Source organism: Candidatus Vicinibacter proximus (assembly GCA_016713905.1).
GTDB classification, from domain to species: Bacteria; Bacteroidota; Bacteroidia; order Chitinophagales; family Saprospiraceae; genus Vicinibacter; species Vicinibacter proximus.
The window spans coordinates 1460505-1479853 of record JADJOE010000001.1 but is presented as its reverse complement, the minus strand read 5'-3'; the positions used below and the strand labels follow the sequence as shown (position 1 = coordinate 1479853).

General features: G+C 35.5%; 9 protein-coding genes. 5 read left to right on the top strand and 4 right to left on the bottom strand.

Features of this window, described 5'->3' with window-relative positions:
* The first annotated feature begins 30 nt into the window (after nt 1-30).
* Nucleotides 31-5574: a gliding motility-associated C-terminal domain-containing protein gene (locus IPJ83_05740; GenBank protein MBK7880045.1), complete on the top strand. Its 5544-nt coding sequence runs from the start codon at nt 31-33 to the stop codon at nt 5572-5574.
* Nucleotides 5575-5697: 123 nt separating this feature from the next.
* Here the strand turns inward: IPJ83_05740 and IPJ83_05735 are convergent, their stop codons facing one another.
* A complete protein-coding gene (locus tag IPJ83_05735) occupies nt 5698-6135 on the bottom strand; it encodes a hypothetical protein (GenBank protein MBK7880044.1) in 438 nt (145 codons plus the stop codon).
* Nucleotides 6136-6245: 110 nt separating this feature from the next.
* Between IPJ83_05735 and IPJ83_05730 the strand changes: the two genes are divergently transcribed.
* Nucleotides 6246-7205, top strand: coding sequence for a GSCFA domain-containing protein (locus IPJ83_05730; protein MBK7880043.1), 960 nt, complete (start codon nt 6246-6248; stop codon nt 7203-7205).
* A gap of 12 nt (nt 7206-7217) precedes the next feature.
* On the opposite strand, the gene IPJ83_05725 is transcribed toward IPJ83_05730, so the two are convergent.
* Both IPJ83_05725 and IPJ83_05720 read right to left on the bottom strand, forming a co-directional pair.
* Nucleotides 7218-7886: a rhomboid family intramembrane serine protease gene (locus tag IPJ83_05725; GenBank protein MBK7880042.1), complete on the bottom strand. Its 669-nt coding sequence runs from the start codon at nt 7884-7886 to the stop codon at nt 7218-7220.
* 44 nt (nt 7887-7930) lie between these two features.
* A complete protein-coding gene (locus IPJ83_05720) occupies nt 7931-8650 on the bottom strand; it encodes a hypothetical protein (GenBank protein MBK7880041.1) in 720 nt (239 codons plus the stop codon).
* 148 nt (nt 8651-8798) lie between these two features.
* Between IPJ83_05720 and IPJ83_05715 the strand changes: the two genes are divergently transcribed.
* Together IPJ83_05715 and IPJ83_05710 are read left to right on the top strand one after the other, a co-directional pair.
* Nucleotides 8799-9383 carry a thymidine kinase gene (locus IPJ83_05715; protein MBK7880040.1) on the top strand — a complete coding sequence of 195 codons (585 nt, stop codon included), beginning with the start codon at nt 8799-8801 and terminating at the stop codon, nt 9381-9383.
* 183 nt (nt 9384-9566) lie between these two features.
* On the top strand, nt 9567-17882 hold the full coding sequence (locus IPJ83_05710; protein MBK7880039.1) for a hypothetical protein: 8316 nt from the start codon (nt 9567-9569) through the stop codon (nt 17880-17882).
* A 42-nt stretch (nt 17883-17924) separates the two neighbouring features.
* Here the strand turns inward: IPJ83_05710 and IPJ83_05705 are convergent, their stop codons facing one another.
* A complete protein-coding gene (locus IPJ83_05705; GenBank protein MBK7880038.1) occupies nt 17925-18344 on the bottom strand; it encodes an SET domain-containing protein-lysine N-methyltransferase in 420 nt (139 codons plus the stop codon).
* A gap of 60 nt (nt 18345-18404) precedes the next feature.
* Here IPJ83_05705 and IPJ83_05700 point away from each other — a divergent pair, with 60 nt between their 5' ends.
* Entirely contained in the window at nt 18405-19340 is a 936-nt protein-coding gene (locus IPJ83_05700) for a ribose-phosphate pyrophosphokinase (protein ID MBK7880037.1), read from the top strand.
* Nucleotides 19341-19349 lie beyond the last annotated feature (9 nt).

Here is a 19349-nt window from a genome sequence, read left to right as displayed (position 1 = left end):
AAATCTGGTGACAGATTTATCTTATGATTTATGAAAACTAAATTTTGTATTGTATTGTGCATTTTATTCCTTAATGCAGAAACTTCGCTTACACAAAATTTAATTATCAATCAAGTTGATCCCTTGATTTTTAATGTTTGTGGAAAAGGGAGCTTTGGTCTGATTCTACAAAATAATACCGGAGCAGATCTGAGCAATATTAAAGTACAAGGTTATTTACCTCTTGGGATGGCATATCAATCTGGGAGCCTTACAGGAGCCCTAGAGGGAATCATTAGCTCTTTCAACGAACCTGAATTTATAGTAGTATCTCTTTTAAAAGGCAAACAAACCACAATTAATTTTTCATTGCAATCTGATTGTCAAATTTACGACGCAGTGAATAATGGCAAGGTATTCCAGAATAAATGGGTTGTCGATTATTTGAATACCAGGGACTCTTTTGTTTCTTCTCCACCATTCAAAATTGAGACTGGGTTTTTAGTCATTGAAAATCAACCATCAATGGTTAAAGAAGTTGGAGCCTCCTTTAAAAGATTGGTAAGAATCCGAAACACCAGACTTGGCGCATTGAGTGAATTTATTTTTGAAGACAAGCATGACCCTCTGGATATTACAAGTACGTTCGGACAAACACTTTTTAGTAATGATACCTTGCTTCGATTGAGATTAGGACCGGAAGATTTTAAAAAAACAGGTGACGGGGATGAGTCCTTTGAAAATGGTGAAATCATTATCATTGAAGAACAAATTAATCATGCACGTTGTCTTAAAGAATTCGTACAATCTTTTTTTAATGCTTCTTGGGGTTGTAACAACATCAATTGTCAACTTTATGAAGAATCCTCAGGAATTGATTTTGTAATTCCAAATAAAGAAGCCAGTCTTAGTTTCAATCCTATGCCACAATTCCCGGAATGCATTTGTTCAAAGGATGGTGCCTTACAAATGCTTACCGTTTATAATACCGGTGGGGCTGTGGCAGAAAATATTGTTTTGACTTTAAAAGCAAGTAATGTACTGACTGGACCATATACTTTTGGATTCTTGTACGATAGTTTCACCATAGTCGGCAATGCTACAATTGATTCTATTGAATACAAAGACCATCTGAATCTTATTGGATGTAAAATGGATTCCGCCTTCCATGAAGTCAAAATCATAATAAGCAATCTTAATCCTGGTGAATCATTTAAATTAAATTTTAGATTTGCAACTTGCCTTACTTCTTCTCCATCCATTCCGACAAATTTTCCTTGGTTCTACAGTTACAAATATAACTCATTGTGCATCCCGGGTAGTGACCGAATGACGCAGAACAGACAGGTTGACAACTTTTCATCTGCCACTTCAATTTCAGCCAATATGGTTATGTCACCGAATGACGGCATACTGGTAGACAAAAAGGTTTATTCCTTAGAATCTCAAATAAAATTAAACCCGGTTCCTGTTGACAGAAATTTAATTATAAGAATCCAGATCCCTTGTCCCCTTGTTTTGGTAGATTCAAGTTTTCGACTAAACGGTAAAAGTCCAGTATCGAAAATTATTGAATTCAATAATTTCACTTCAGTTTTACTTGAATTTACACCTCCTTTTACATCAACTATGAATCTAACCTTTCAAGTAAAATTAGATTGCGGCTCATCATGTTTTAAAGAATTTATAGCTTCTAATATTGAATTCATTTCTACCTGCCCAAATAAAATAAAATTAATGCCTGACCTCATTGCAAAAATTTGCCTTGAAACTCATCTTACATGCATGAATAAAATTGATGAGTGCGGTCCTGCTTCTTTTGCTGAAAAGCTTGTTGAATTTCCTTGTGTTTCTTCCGTATATGTTCAGGACACGATTTCAGCTTATGTAGATTTTGAATCCAATATATTCAGACATAATTTAGGAGAGGGGGATCCTGACAATGATCGTTTTAAGTCGAATAATATAGCAGATTTGAGCAAAGCAGAGCTTAAGCACTTTATCACCGGAGATACCATTATATTCGATTTCAAAGCCCGCTTAAAAGTAGATAATGAAAATTTAAACCATGATTCTCTGAACTTCTATATTTTCTCAGACTTAAGTTATTCGGACATTTATTCCACAATAAAAATAATTAAAAATAATTCTCAAAAATCCTACGAATTCCAATATCCGCTATATAAAGAGTACTTTAATAAGGAAGCTTTACCTTCTTGTACTAAACCTACTTTAATTGAAGATGGATTTGGTACCGGTATATACATACCAATAACACCTGAATTAGCCAACCAGTATGGAGCCGGTTTACCCCCTGGCTATAAATTTGAAAATGGGGATAGTGTTTACATAAATACAACTGGAGTAATAAGTTCATATACAGGGCAACGAATTGCTAAAGTAATTATCCTTACAAAGTCCTCTTTAATAGCTAAATCTGCACCACCTAAAAATCCTTACTCATGCTACGAAAAACAGGACACGATTAAGTTAACATCCATGGGGATTGAAATCACCCAGGAAGGCGTAAAGAAATTTATCTGCACGGATAAAATTACCTTGCCACAGTTACAAATAAGAGTACTTCCAAATTTAGATAACTTTTTTCCTTTTGAGTACCGATCCTTGTTTAAAATTGACTCCTTCATTTTTCAACAAATTGATGGTATAATCATTGACAGTTTTATTATGGAAATACATTACAGTATTTCCGGCCAAAGCACACTCTACAAGACCTTAAAGCTCCCTTCCGTATTCAAAAATAATCGTTGGTATGCACCACAAGCCGGTCTTGACAGCATCAGGTTTGATGAAGCGTACACGTTGAAAATAATTCCCATTGGTTATATTGAAGACTGTAAGAAACTTACTGAATCCACTGCACAATTAATCGCAACCTACAATTTTAGCGGAGATAAAAGTGCACATTTCTATATTGATCCAAGCACCAGTATTTTCTTTACAAAAAATATTTTTTCTAAACTTACTTCAATTGAAATACTCAATGGCAATAAATTCATATTTCAACCTGTAAAAACGATTTTTGCTTCCGGAAAAAAAGTTGGGTGGGATTTTGAAATATCAAATTTTCCAATATCGGGGAGTTTCAGATTCAAAATTACATCCAGAAAAAATACGTTTTCAAATTTAAACCTATCTACTATTCCGTTATTAAATGTTTCCAAACTAGACAGCAATTTATTTGTGGTCAAAGGATTTCAGCCTAATACTTTTTACAGAATTTATTTTCAAATTGATTTTAATGCTTGCGAGATAGATACTCTGGATATCATCAGCACCTGGATTTGTGAAGGAGAAGAACAAAGTTCCGGGGCTTGCACCACGGACAGTTTTTCAGTAATTATTAAACCTGAAAATCCAGAATTGGAAATGGATTTAATGCAGATGGAAAGAAACCTGGACCTTTGTGATACTCTTCCGCAAATAGATTTGGAAATTTACAATGCGGACAGAGGCGCTGCAACAGATGTGTACCTAATCGTAAAACTACCAGAAGGAATTACGTTTATTGATCAGGAAATAAAATTTAGTTACCCTAAAGGAAGTCCATTCAGAATATTACCTCCCCCGCAAATAATCAGCAAAAATACATTCAGATGGAATTTAGCAGATTTAGATCCTATACTAAGATCTTCAGGTTTAAAAGGAATTCTCCTTGCGCCTGAAAATAGCATAGTTTTCAAATTCCTTGCGATGACAAATTGCAACGCTACTGTAAACAGCTATATTGAATTTAAAACGAATGGCACTAATCTTTGCGGCCAATTGCAAAACATCGTAACAAAAAATAGCAAACAGATAAGGATAAATGATATAAAATCGAACACAATTACGAAGATTAACACATTGTTAAAAAATGAAACAGATTGTGTAGATTCGGCCACAATCAAGATAAGTATACAATCTAATGATATTACCCATGGAGATGAAAGTTTAAAAATCATACTCCCTGATCCATTAATGTATGTATTAAATTCTGTGCGTAATCTTTCTAATCATAATCAAAAAAATCCAAATATTTTTCAGTCAACAGGACAAAGCATTTTATACTTTGATCTTGAGGACAATATACCCGCTGGAAATTTAATTGAATTCGAATTTAAAATATCCGGACTAAATAATATCAATTGCAAAGATCTTGAAATTGAAGTAAGCAGTTATAGTAGTAAAATTTCCAAATGTAAACAAAATCAAATAACCTGTCCCGTATTCTATGAGACCGGTTTTAATAGATTACCTATATATAGAAAATTACTTGGTATTGATTTAATTAATTTGGACATGGTTTCTATTTCAAGCAGCTCGGAAACAGAAGTCAAATTTGAATTTCAATTGACAGACCTTATTGAATTTGGAGGTGATGAAATATGCTTTGGTTTGTTTGAAGACAAAAACGGAAATCATGTTTTAGATTCAATCGACAGCCAGATTGTTACAATTAACTTAAGAAAAAATGAATTTAATACTGATGGAATATACACCAAATCCATTAGAATAAATAATCTTCTTTTAAACTTTTGTAGTTATCTTCTAACAGTACTACCTAAAACCTGCGTTTGTTTTAGGGATACTATAAACTATAATTTTAAAGAAAATATAAAATATGAAATTAAGGACTCTGTTTGTTTCGGCACAGATCTGTTGCTTGGAAAAGATCCAATTCAGGGTAAGCATTATTTATGGTCCGGAACCAAACTTACCTGCGACACTTGTAGCAAAAATATTTTTTCCGCCCAAGATGTTGACTCCTTGTCTATCTTTAATTTTGAACTTATAGAATACTCACCGGACAGTTGCAACAAAAGATATTTGTATCAAATTGTAGTAATTCCAAATAAAGAAGGATTAAAAATTGTGGATCAAGTATGTATAAATGATACGATTATGATCCAGGCAAAAAATAAAGTTAAATATAAATGGCGAGGCGATGATGTGCTAAATCCTGAACTATTTACCCAAACAGTAATAGTGGATAAATCCAAAACTTTGTACTTGGATTACTTCAACGAATATGATTGTATTTCAACAGATACTTTCTGCTTAATTCCATTTTTAGATACAAATTCTATCTCCATTTCAAATGACACTATAATTCCCGCAGGTGCAAAAGTCACTCTTTGTGCCAATGGAGGAGATAAGTATAAATGGTCACCGGAAGATGGCCTTATTTGCTCTACTTGTCCTTGCATAACTGTAAGCCCCACCCGCAACATACGATATATTGTGCGTGTTACAGATACATTTGGATGCTCTAAGTATCTTGAGGTTTTGGTGAGTGTAACATTACCAGTTTGTGATTCTTCAACCATTTTTCTTCCCAATGCATTTTCTCCAAACGGTGATAGTCATAATGACATCTTGTATGTGAGATCCACTCAAATAGATAAGATTCTACTTAGAATATACAATCGATGGGGGCAATTGGTATTTCAATCAAATAATATAAATGTTGGGTGGGATGGCTATTTTAATGGTAAGCCTTTACCTCCAGATGTCTTTGGGTATTATTTGGAAGCGTATTGTATCGGAGGAGAAAAGTTTATCAAAAAAGGAAATATCAGTCTTTTAAAATAAAATAAGGACACAACAAAATCTATGGTTTGGGGCTCTGACTGAATAAAAAATATTGCTGCCCAATCGAATCATTTCATTTTTTATTGGATTCTAAAGGACGAAGAAATTATAAGAATTTATGTTCTATTTAATTTCTTCTACCTCTGACAATTGGTACATGAGCCTGTTTATGTCCGTGTTATTCAATTTTAACTTTCCCCTGATCTCAATTGGTTCAGAGGTGTAGGTAATTGGAGACTTTGCGGCCACTTCCAAAACAGTCTCTGGACCCGCTTGACCACAAAAAAAACAACTGCTGTATGGAAACGCTGAAAAAACAAATTCCTTATGATTCTTATACCCATCTGTTGGAATAATGTAACCTTTTAATTGAATGAACTTACCCTCTAGTCCTTTTACCTCAGGACTAAAAACCGGTTTATCTACTTTTAATCCAAGCAATTCATCATATTCCTTTTTGTAGGCTACCTTTCCTAAAATTGGCCAATAATTCTTATTTACCTGGGCGGAGATACGCTCTCCACCCGCAATAATCAGGCAAACTGAAACTATTCTAAAAATAAAAGTATAAGTCAAAATGTTACCACTAATTTTACACAAAATTAGAACAATAAAATTTTAATCCCGGTTCTTAATCCTTATTATTGAACTGTTTAACAAAATATTAATCCTTGGAAACATTCAGAACAACGTTCCCGGAGTATAAATCGGGTTTATCCATCCAGCATGAAAATAGAATATTATGCATGGGTTCTTGTTTTGCAGACAACATTTTTCAGAAATTCAATTACTATCACTTTGATTCCCTGGAAAGCCCCTTTGGAATTTCCTTTAATCCATTAGTTCTGGCAAACCAATTAAACAAGCTTAAAGAAAATAAAATATATTCAGCATTGGATCTCGACTTCCACCGGGATTTTTATCATTCCTTTGATCATCATGGCAAATTTTCACACCCAAATCTGGAATTTTGCCTTAACCGAATAAATGAATGCATTTCCAAAGCATATAAATTTTTTCTTACAACGGATTACCTGATCATCACTTTTGGTTCAGCTCATTTTTACAGATTAAAGGAAACTGGTCAGATTGTCTCCAATTGTCACAAACTACCTCAAGATAAATTCATTAAATCTATAGCAACTACAGAGCAAATCATAAATGCCTGGAGTGAGACCATAAAAAACATTAAAACATTATTTCCGGATTTAAAAATCATCTTCAGCATAAGTCCGGTAAGATATCTCAAGGATGGCTTTATAGAAAACACACGAAGTAAGGCATCTCTAATTTTGGTTGTCGCGCATCTTACCAACATGTTTCGACATGTTCACTATTTTCCGGCATATGAAATTTTTATGGATGACTTAAGGGATTATAGATTTTCAAAACCGGATAGGGTTCATCCTTCTGAAGAGGCATTTGAATACATCTGGCATTATTTTGAGAATAGTTTTTTTAGTGACGAAACCAAAAATGTCAACTCAGAAATTGCATCGTTACAATTGCAAATAGGTCATCGCCCTTTATATCCTGAGAGTCCATCTCATCTTAACTTTGAGAAAAAAATAGAAGCTGCCAAAAAATCAATAAAAATAAAATTCCCGCAAGTAAAATTTCGATGGGATTAAGGTAATATTAAATCATAAATTAATATCTTCTTCCCTTTGACGAAACTCTTCTTCCTCCTTGCGCTGTTGTAAGGTTTTGTCAAACAAGTCCTTTGAAAAAAAATATTCTTTTGAGTTATTTTCACCACTCCAGGAAGGCTTTTGGATCTCTTCATCGTGCTCTCTGAAATCTCTAAACACAAAAGCCGTCCATAGACCGGCTAATGCCCCAAAAATATGACTCTCAAAGGATACTTTCTCATCAAGAGGTAAGAATCCTGCTGTATAACTGCCATACATCACTGTCATAATGATCATCAGGACAATTGACTTTGCATTTCTTCTAAAAATTCCGGAAAAAAATACGAATGCTATCAGGCCATATACCAGACCACTGGCTCCAAGATGTGAATTGCTTCTGGCAAACATAAAAACTGCAAATCCGGTAATTATCCAGATCATAAAATAAACAGCCCAACCAATACTTCGATAGAAAAAAAATATCATCGTAAGGCTGACGAATAAAGGTGTGATATTACTCAATAAATGATTCCAACTGGCATGAATAAAATGTCCTGTAAAAACACCATACCATTGAGACAAATCACGCGGATAAATACTCCAACTAAACTTATCTGCAGGAATCAATTCGAAAAATAAATGAACCAGGGATATAAACAAACAAATACAAAAAGCAATCAAAAGACTATTTAAAAAATGCCCCTTTTGTAATTTATAGTTTATGGTCATAAATACCTTCTCTGCACCAATTTAATAAAAGAATCAACAAATCTTTCCTTATCCGGTTGATCCCAGTGATACACTGGAATTATCCTTTCACATAATAAAGATCGAGCTTCTTCAAAATTACCACAATTATTTAGGTCATTTAATGTCTGATCAAAAGCAACCTTGTCTCCCCCAAAAAGTTCATTTTGGGCCAAAATACGCTCATTCAATCCCATTCCTGAGCGAATATCCTTTAAGGGTACTAATTCTAATTTATCCGATAAGTCAGAAATTTTCAAATGGTCAAACAATTGATCGTATTGATTTTGTTGGGATACATTTTTGAAACTTTGTGCCGGTGGTATTTCCGATACAATCACAGGAGAATGACTAGCCTCCTGCACTTTTGTATCCATGTGGGGGGGGACGAGGTTAGGAGTCTGCACAAAACTGTCTGCAGACTTAATTTCTTCTCTTTGAATTTGTTCTATTTTTTCCTTAGGCGTAGATGAAGGACCAGGTGCCTGCACTTTGCTGCCAAGAATTTTTTCGAATTCTGATGCTCCTATCACTTCTGTCTCATCCTCAGTTTTAAATCGGAGCACAAGGGTGTAAATCCTTCTCAGATAATCTAACATCAATTCCTTTTCAGATTGACTGAGCGCGTCATTACCCTCATAAAGACTCAGTATTTGATCCAATTTTAATAATAACTTCTTTACATTTTGAACTTCCATGTAGGTAACTTTTACAAACTAACGCGCATTAGGCGGTCTTATTTTTTAAGAAAAAATGGAGATTTAAACACAAAATTAAACTTTGACAGAAATTAACCCATTATATTTTTTTATTTTAAATATGAAAATATCAGATATTTGAGCCCATATGTTTTTAGAACCAGGATTTAAATCACAACGAAGCGGCTGGATCGAGGTCATTTGTGGATCTATGTTTAGTGGAAAAACCGAAGAATTGATAAGAAGGTTAAAAAGAGCAAGAATAGCAAACCAAAAAGTTGAAATATTTAAACCCAGTAAGGACACCCGCTATGATGACCGAGAGGTAGTTTCACATGATGAAAATACACTTTTGTCGAATCCAATTAGTTTTTCTCACGAGATCCTCCTATTAAAACCCGAGACTGAAGTCGTCGGGATTGATGAGGCTCAGTTTTTTGACATGGACTTAACTATTCATTGTCAGACTCTTGCGCTAAAAGGTATCAGGGTTATTGCTGCCGGATTGGATATGGACTTTAAAGGACTACCCTTCGGGCCAATGCCTGAATTACTGGCTGTCTCTGAATACATTACAAAAGTTCATGCAATTTGTCCGCATTGTGGAAATCTGGCAACGCACTCTTACAGATTGGGTTATGAAAAAGAAACTATTCTCTTGGGTGAAAAAGATAAATATGAACCCCGATGTAGAACTTGCTTTAGCATGGGCAATATCTTAACATTCAGATAAAATTTACCCTTAAAGTACATTATCAACTATATTCCAAATTATAAATTTCGGACATTTATTGCCACATCTAATTACTGTTGTGTCGCTTAAATATTATATAAATTTATACTATGTATTTGTGATCATTCAATACTTCCCATTGGCATAAAATTTGCCCTTCAATATCGATCACAATAAGACCGAATGAACCGACTACTTCAGATTACGCTGTTTTGGCTATGCTTAGTCATGGGCAAAACTACTTCTCAAATTTCTGGTCTTGTCTTCCGCGACTACAACTCGAATGGCCAAAGAGATTCCTCCTCAGTTTATTATGAGCCAGGAGTAAAAGGAGTTGAAGTTAGGATAACAGACCGTTTTGGTCATGCAATGGATGTATTAACCAATGAAAAGGGAATTTTTACGCTAAATCCACTTATTACACCACCTTACCGTCTGGAATTTAACCCTACTAAGGCATATGATTTTGATGGACCAATGAGCCCTTTCGGTCCAGGGTCTTCCTCATCCGTTCAATTTATTTATAAAAACAACGACTTTATTTACTTTGGAATAAACTACCCACAAGAATATTGTTTCCAACCAAAAATAGTTACTCCATGCTACGTTATAGGAGATCCTATTGCGCCAAATTCCACTTTGGGAAATTATGAAGCTTTGGTAAATTGGGATTTTCACAACGGGGGGACTAGTTATCCTGGAATTGTGCCCATAGCCCAGGGAGGAACGGCCCCAAACATGGAAAAATTGGCCAGTGCAAAGGAAATTGGGTCCTGCTGGGGTACTGTTTATTCCAGAAATTCTGATATAATTTTTACCTCCGCAGTTTTGAAAAGACATGCCGGAATTGGACCTGAGGGATATGGAGGCTTGTATATGATAAGAACCAAGCCACAATTGCAGATTACATCCCTAGATTTGAACAAGATTGGTGTACCCAGTGGTGGTTTCCCAAATAATACTGAACGAAAGCTTCCTATTGCATTTCCACCCATCTCTGCGGATTCCTTGGCATTCAGTCAAATTGGAAAGATTTCATATGGTAGTATAGATCTCAGTGAGGATGGAAAAACACTTTACATTATAAGTCTTTATACCAGAAAACTATATTCTGTTTATGTGAACAGTCCATTTACAATCCCAACTTCATCCGATGTCGATTCATTTGACATACCAGACCCTGGATGTAATAATGGTAATTTTCGGCCTTGGGCTTTACGTCAACATCGGGGAAAACTATATATTGGAGTAGTTTGTGATGGCAGCCTTTCTGGTTCGACTTCAAATGATCTGACCTCTAATGTTTACGAATTCAACCCGCAATCCAGAAGTTTTAAAAGCATTCTGAATTTTAGTTTTAACTATCCTTCATTTGGAAATAAAAAAAGCTTTTTTGGTTGGAGAGATGAGTGGGATCCAAATTGTATAGAAAGTTCCATTGGATTTTGTGATTACCCACAACCGATTCTCAGTGATATAGAATTTGATGGAGATGACCACATGGTTCTTGGGATTATGGACCGATATAGCCTTCAGGGTGGGGTTAACCAAAAAAACACTAATGGCACTGGCGCCTATTCAATCCTTCCTACAGGAGATATCCTTAGAGCAAGTTATAATCCTTTAATGGATAAATTTACCTTAGAGAATAATGCGAGTGATGGGGTGAATCAAACCGATGGAAGAAACACCGGATTTGGTCCTGGAGGTGGAGAATTCTATCATGGTGAATTTCCATTGGATGAACAAGGGGTTAAATTAGGTCAGGAAGCTGCAAGTGGAGCACTTGCAGAATGCCCCGGTTATGGGGATGTTGTTACCACAGCTACTGACCCAAATGGATTATTCACAAATGGAGTGATACACCTCAACAATAAAAAAGGGCATTGGACCAAAAGATATCAGGTAATTCCACCTGATTTTACCTTGTTTGTAGGAAAATCAAACGCACTTGGAGATCTCAAAATATCCAGTCCTCCAGCCCCAATTGAAATAGGCAATTATGTGTGGAAAGACTTAAACGGAAATGGTATCCAGGATCCAATAGAACCACCAATTGCAGGGGTAACGATTCAGCTGGTTAAAAATAATGTAGTTATTGCATCGGCAATTTCAAATAAAAGGGGAAACTACTTATTTTCCAACGCACCTGTTCCAACGGTAAATGAACATCCAAATTCGTTTAAATACAACATAAAAGAATTAACCAGAGATTCAACTTATATTTTAAGAATTCCAGATTATACCAGTCAATCTAAAGTTGGTGTTGCCATACAAACCCAAAATCCAAGTAGTTATCTTCCAAAAATTGATAATAATGCTACCAATGTAGTTGGTTCAGATATTGATTTTGAAATCATGACTGATTTAGATGGACACAATGATCACTCTTATGATTTTGGTTTTTATGCAGATAGTGAAGGCTCGGTTTTTGACCCCATCATCACTGTTGGACCTTGTAATGGGATTACAAATGGTTTTGACCTCACTATAGAAGTAGATGTTGTGAACAGCCCTGTTGGAGATATTATGGTTGAATTGTCTACCGGTGAACAGAAAAGAGTTCCTGCAATTCCGGATGGTAAATTAAAATTTACTTTATACAATTTACAAACATCCGGAATAAAAAATGTGGGTATCAAACTATACTTTATTAATGACACAAGCATAGTATTTGAAACAGCAAATGCTTTTGACCAACCAGACCCATGTTGCAATTTACAACTTAATCTTTGCACCAATCGTGATGCCTTGGTTGAACTAGTTGCGGTTCCAGGTTTAGTGCATTATTCATGGTATGATTCTACTACCCAAACACTATTGGGAAATCTGCCTACTTTAATACTGGATAAAAAGTCAAAAGGATTAGAAGATAACCATGAATCATATTACTTTGTTGGTATAAATGCGCATGGAGATACCATAAGACAATATTGCTTCTATAATCTGGATGTTATTGAATGTTGTAATCTGACTGTTAATACATTTTTTCAGACAACCTGCAACAATAATAATACTATCTATGACCCAACAGATGATTGGTTTGCAATTTTGATAAATGCCGAAAATGATGAGGCTGGACCAACAAACAGATTCGAAGTTGTATTAAATGGAATGGTTCTTGAGACTTCTCCATACGGAACTGCTGTTGTTGTGGGTGACGGGATAAATCAAAATTTTAAAGCGGATGGCGCCACAACCTACAAAGTCTTAATTAGAGATGCAGACAATCACCAATGTCTGGATTCAATTTTTACTGCTCCCTCTTCATGCCCGATACCCAAAATTTCTGTAACAAAAGTTCTTCAATCCAACCAAATTCAATCCGATGCATCTTATGCTATTGTATATCACTTACAGGTGAAGAATACAGGGACCGAAACAGGAACCTACACTTTAATTGATGATCCTCATTTTGATGATGATGCGAAAGTTTTAACTACATTTTATACAAGTGATATACCCAACCGCGGTGGAAGCGCTCTATTGGGGTCCGGTCCATGGACACTTATCTCTAATCAAAGTATTGCTCCTGGAGTAGTTCATAATATTTACTTCCATATAAATTTGAAGTTAGATTTTAGCCCAGGTTCCACAGGTGATAATAAATACACCAAGTGTGGAACTTCAAGTTCAACACATTTTAGCTCAGGGGAAGGATTGTTCAATAGGGCCTTGCTTGATTTTGACGCCAATGGAAGTATTGACGCAATTGATACAAGCTGCACAGATATTCCCTATATAACTATTGACAAAGAATTAATTAGCAGTACACAAACAGGTATTAAAACTTATACATTGCAATACCAACTTTTGGTAAAAAACTTAGGCGGTGCCAATGGAATATATAACTTGATAGACAGACCTGGGTTTGATGATGACATCCATATTACTTCTGCAGAATTTTCCTCAAATACTGGTTTGAATGGAATGCTTAGCAATGTCGTACCTTTGAATGGTTGGATTATCGCTTCAGCACAATCTATTGCCCCATTTGAAACAGATAGTTTTTTAGTCAAACTAAATGTTACTATGGATTTTGATCAAAGTACATTTGGCAACAATTTCTATAATCCCTGCGGCCAAATTAACCCATTGATACCCCGCGTAGGCGAGGGCATTTTTAATGTGGCTTCTGTAGATTTAAACAATGACTTTAAGCCGGAAAAGAGAGATACAACTTGTGGAGATTTATCCCAAATTACACATAAAAAATCAATACTTTCAAAAAACTATTTAACCGATGGTGCTCTGGATATTTTATATCTGATCAGGGTGGTCAATTCAGGAGGGAAATCGGGAATCTATAGCTTAACGGATAGACCAAGTCCGGATGAGGATTTGATTAACCAAAGTGCTTCAGTCAAAATAAATTCAGGAGCATATCAAATTCTGTCCACAAATCCAGGGACTAGTGGATGGACACTTGCTTCAAATCGAAGTTTGAATGCCTATGGTATCGACAGTTTTTTTATTAAATTGAGATACCAAATTGACCTTACCTCTACAAGTCCCGGTGACAAAATTTATCAATTTTGTCAAAAAGATGCAAATGGACAATTTAAGGAAAAATATGGTCTTTTTAATGAATCTCAATTAGAAATAAATCAAGACAACGTCATTGATCAAAAAGATACAGCATGTACTGACTTTGAATTTTACGATTTAGCCTTAAAGAAAATTTGTTTGGCTTCAGTTCCAGTCAGAAATAAGGAATTAGTTGCTTTTAGAATTGTTGTCTATAATCAGGGGAGTCAGATAGCTAGGAAAATTTCTGTCACAGATTACCTGTCAAAAGCCTTTGACTTTGATCCATTTTATAATTCCGGATGGGTTGAAATTAATGACAGTACTTATTCCTACGTAATTGATTCCATCAATGCTGGTGATTCAATAAATATTGACATTTTGGTTAGAACCAACTACCATTTAAGGCAAAAATCCTTATCTATTAATAGTGCTGAAATATCCTCTTTTCTGGATAAGTCATTTCAAGAAACCAGAGACTATGACTCAACTCCAGACCAGAATAGAAATAATGATAACACTGTTTTGCCTGGCTCAAATTATGACGACCTGATCTATGGAAGAAGGAAAATCAATCCAAATGAAGATGAAGACGATCACGATATTGCAGAAGTTCCTTTCTTAGACCTGGCGTTAACCAAAACAGTAATATCATTACCACCTTACAAATACTATGACACAGTTAGCTTTAAGATAGTAGTTTATAATCAGGGAAATGTTGTGGCTAAAAAAATTGACCTGGTAGATTATATTCCTTCGGGATACTCTTTTGACCCAATGTTTAACCCAAATTGGACTTTGCAAGGAAATAAAGCGTACTATCGGTATTTTGGTAACCTTAATCCTGCAGATTCGCTAATTCAAAACATTGTACTAAAAATTTTGCCAACAAATAGTTCCAGAAACTGGATCAATGAAGCCGAAGTTTCAGGGATTTCAGTATTTTCTATTCACAACCTGAATATCTCCCAGGATGACTTCGACAGTTATTCTGATGAAATTCTTGGGAATGATCCAGGAGGGAAGGTTAACACTTCCTCAGATGACCAAATTTCAGATGACGGCGTTGATACAGACGGCGATGGCATACAGGATGAAGATGATCATGACCCCGCAGTAATAAATATTTGGGACCTAGCTCTGACCAAGAAAATTATATCACCAAAGCCTCATTACCCTGGAGATAATATTCAATTTGAAATAAGTATTTTTAATCAGGGTACCGATACTTTGGGGCAAATTACTGTAGTTGACTATATTCCAATTGGTTTAGAATTTGATCCTAATGTCAATCCTGGTTGGTTAAAATCCGGTAAATATGCATTTAGAACAATGCAGGTACATGTTGCTCCTGACTCTAGTTTTAGATTTCCAATAATATTAAAACTTAAGCACGGTAACAGGCCGATTACAGACTGGATAAATTATGCGGAAATCAGTGAATCCTACAATTCAAGAGGATTAAATACTACCGGATTTGATATTGACAGTAAAGAAATGTCTGACCAGCAATTTGAAAGAGCAGTACTTCCTGGCAGTATTTCAGACAACAATATTTCCTCGACAGATATCTTTGGTGAAGAAGATGATCATGATCCGGACATGCCCGCCATATTTGATTTGGCGCTCAGGAAGTACTTGAGTCCGGAAAAAATATTTCACTATGGTGATACCGCAGAATTCATCATATCGGTTCATAACCAAGGAGTTATTCCATGCAAGCAATTCTTGATTACCGATTACATCCCATCAGGATATAATTGGATTCCACAAAATAATTGGAGCTATATTTCAGCCCCTCGACACGGTAAATACCAATGGAACGGACTATTACTTTCTGGTGACAGTGTCCAAATACATTTAAAACTTCTGATAAAATCCATCTATTCAGGTGGGCTTGATTTATTAAATCTTGCTGAGTTAACTTCTGCAATAGATACCAGTGGAACTATTTACATCAAGGACATTGATTCCTACTATGATGCAGATCCTTTAAATGATTCAGGTGGCAAGGTAAATACCCTGTCAGATAATTTTATTGAGGATGATGGAATCGATAGAGACCGGGATAACATTCAAGATGAGGATGACCATGATCCTGCTTTAACGCCAATAGTTGACTTTGCATTAAGGAAGGAAATTCTAAATCCAGACAAAGGTAATTACGGTGATACAATTGAATTCAAAATCACAGTGTTCAACCAAGGAAATATTAATGCAAATTCGATCGAAATTAAAGATTATTTAAATAAAGGCTATTCATTTCCTCCAAATTTGAATCCTGGTTGGCAATTAAATGGCGTAAACCCAGTATATTCTTTCAAGAATATTTTTCTACCTGGACAAAAAATGGAAACAACACTTAGGTTGATTGTAGAATCGGATACATCCATTGCAAGTTTTTACAACTGGGCCGAAATAACTGGTTCTACGGACTTGAATGGCTCGCAGATTGGACATAAAGATGCGGACAGTAATCCTGCATCTGACAATTCCAATGAAAGAAAAGTTATACCGGGAGATGTGAATGATGACAACATTTTTGGAGGCGGACCTTTGGTCAATGAAGATGAAGATGACCATGATGTTGCAGGTTTAAATTCTAAAGGGAGTATAGGAGACATGGTATGGCATGACAAAAATGCAAATGGCATAATGGATTTAGGCGAAGAAGGTATTGAGGGTATCTCAGTTCAACTATATTCGTCACCTGGAAATATATTTGTACGTGCTACAAAAACAAACAAGTCCGGTAAGTATCTTTTTGATCAAGTGAACCCGGGTAAATATTACCTCAAGTTTATTGTTAATAATCCATGGAGTATTACCGACCCAAACAAAACCATTGATACTCTGGACTCAGATGTTGGAAATTTCAATGGCGTTGCAACAACAGAGACCACTATGCTTATGGGTGGAGAAAATGACAAAAGTTGGGATCTAGGATTATATAAATGTATTCCTATAACAGGATATGTCTTTTTTGATATTAATCAAAATGGAATTTATGATCTGACGGAGAATGGCATCAATGGTTTAAAAGTATATGCTCATGATGCAACATCCGGACAAATGGTATCGTCTACAAAAACTTTTGTTAGTGATGGCAAAATATATCATGATGGATATTTCTATTTCTGTCTCAAACCCGGAAGCTATTATATTAGACTTCAGGCACTTGATGGCTTCATGATATCTCCATATCACCAGGGGACTGATCCAAACTTTGATTCTGACTTAACCAACCAATTTGGGCCTTTTACTACAGGTATTTACTCCGGCATTTCTTGTGATACTATTAAGGGTATAGGTGGTGGAGTGTACCACCCATTATTTAAATTGCAATCCAATAAGGATACCAGAATAAATTCTGAATACGAAATCAACAGTCGCTCAAGTTATTCAGAAAACTTAATACTTCAGGGACAACAATTAGCTACCAGAAATATTCTTCGATGGACTAAAACCAGCAAAAGCTGTTTACGTTATTTGCAAATTCTTCGAAAAGAAAGTAACAATGATCAATTTGAAAGTATTGGATTCGTAAAAACGGACAGCTCTGAACTCAATCCTCAGTCTTGTCCGCAAGAATGGTCAGATTTAAAAGCCATCCAAGCTTTAGAATATGAATATAAATTAATTGGTTTAGACATGGACTTCAATGTCTTAACCAGTAATTCCATAACCATCGGGAATGAAATAGATCCAGTTGGTCAAGAGCATGGATTTGATTTACATCCAAATCCAGCAAAAGAAAACATCTTTATATACTCCACGAATTGGAATGATCCAATATTAGCTTACCAGGTAATGGATATTTTTGGAACAATTGTAAAAAAATCAAATCCTTTAAATTTGGATTTCAATGGAAAACCTATCGAAATTCCATTAGATGATTTACCTAAGGGACAATATTTTATAAAGGCATATTTTAGAAACGCTACAAAAGTCAGAGGATTTCAACTGTATTAATATTGAAAATGAAATACAAGATTTAAAAAGTAATCAAAAATTTTAAGTCTTGTATTTTATTCTTTTAATTCTTTTGCCATCTTCATCAAACCACAATTCATCTTTGGCTTCTGGGTCTCCATGATAATTGAAGGTAATTTCTTCTCCTACCTGTATGTCTTTGATTGAAAATATATCAATGGATTGGTTATCCAGATCCAAAATAAAATTTGCGTTTGGTTGGTATGAATGATTGTATAAAGAGCCATACCCAAGGGCAATAGCCGCGGCTTCATCTTCTTCACCCCAAATAAAATAATAATCATGGAGTTCTGTTTCATGGATTACATCTACTTCATCCTTTGGAATGACAAGGACTGGGCAAATTTCAATTATTGAACCAGAAGGAATAAATTCGGCTGTAAATACTCCCCGCCCAATATTTCCTGAATTACTAACGAATAATCCCTGAATTCTCTGCATTTTAACTGACCATGTGAACAAATGGTAAAATTACTACCTTTGTGCCTCATATTAGCAAAGATGCAACACGTAAAGCTTTTTTCAGGTACACAATCCATGTATCTCGCAAGTCAGATTTCTGACCATTATGGATTCCCTCTTGGAGACATGAACATTCAAAAATTCTCAGACGGGGAAATGCAACCAGTAATAAATGAGTCTGTAAGAGGAACATTTTCCTTTTTTATTCAATCCACTTTTGCGCCTTCTGACAATCTTATGGAATTGTTACTCATGATTGATGCTGCCAAGCGGGCTTCAGCCGATTACATTACAGCAGTTATCCCATATTTTGGTTACGCCAGACAAGACCGAAAAGACAAACCAAGAGTACCGATTTCATCAAAACTCATTGCAAATCTAATCCAAGCTGCCGGGGCCAACAGAATCATGACTATGGACCTGCATGCTGATCAAATTCAGGGCTTTTTTGACATTCCTGTGGATCATCTAAAATCTGAAGCGATATTCATGCCCTTTCTGGAAAACACAAATATGGAAAATGTCATTTTTTCCTGTGCAGATGTGGGTGGTGTCAAAAGGGCTAGAAATTATGCAAAATACTTTCAGAAGGATTTGGTCATTTGTGATAAATACCGCAAAAAGGCCAATGAAGTGGAAGGAATCACCGTTATAGGCGACCCAAAGGGAAAGGAAGTATATTTGATCGATGATATTGTGGATACTGCAGGTACCCTTTCCAAAGCTGCTGATGCCCTCATTGCCAAAGGAGCTACTAAAGTTAAAGCAATTTGCACCCACCCTGTTTTGTCAGGAAAAGCTTATGATGTGATTATGAATTCCTCTATTGATGAGCTAATTGTCTCCGATACCCTCCCACTACGCAAGGAAATTCCTAAAATCACTGTGCTGTCTTCTGCCAAATTATTTGCCAGAGCCATTCGAAATACCCACGAGCATAGATCAATTACTGCATTATTTATGGATAAAAGCTAAATTTTTTAT

Bases quoted from the DNA above. Each gene is read 5' to 3' on its own strand.
- IPJ83_05705 (MBK7880038.1), bottom strand. From the start codon at position 18,344: ATGCAGAGAATTCAGGGATTATTCGTTAGTAATTCAGGAAATATTGGG.
- IPJ83_05740 (MBK7880045.1), top strand. From the start codon at position 31: ATGAAAACTAAATTTTGTATTGTATTGTGCATTTTATTCCTTAATGCA.
- IPJ83_05700 (MBK7880037.1), top strand. From the start codon at position 18,405: ATGCAACACGTAAAGCTTTTTTCAGGTACACAATCCATGTATCTCGCA.
- IPJ83_05720 (MBK7880041.1), bottom strand. From the start codon at position 8,650: ATGGAAGTTCAAAATGTAAAGAAGTTATTATTAAAATTGGATCAAATA.
- IPJ83_05715 (MBK7880040.1), top strand. From the start codon at position 8,799: ATGTTTTTAGAACCAGGATTTAAATCACAACGAAGCGGCTGGATCGAG.
- IPJ83_05710 (MBK7880039.1), top strand. From the start codon at position 9,567: ATGAACCGACTACTTCAGATTACGCTGTTTTGGCTATGCTTAGTCATG.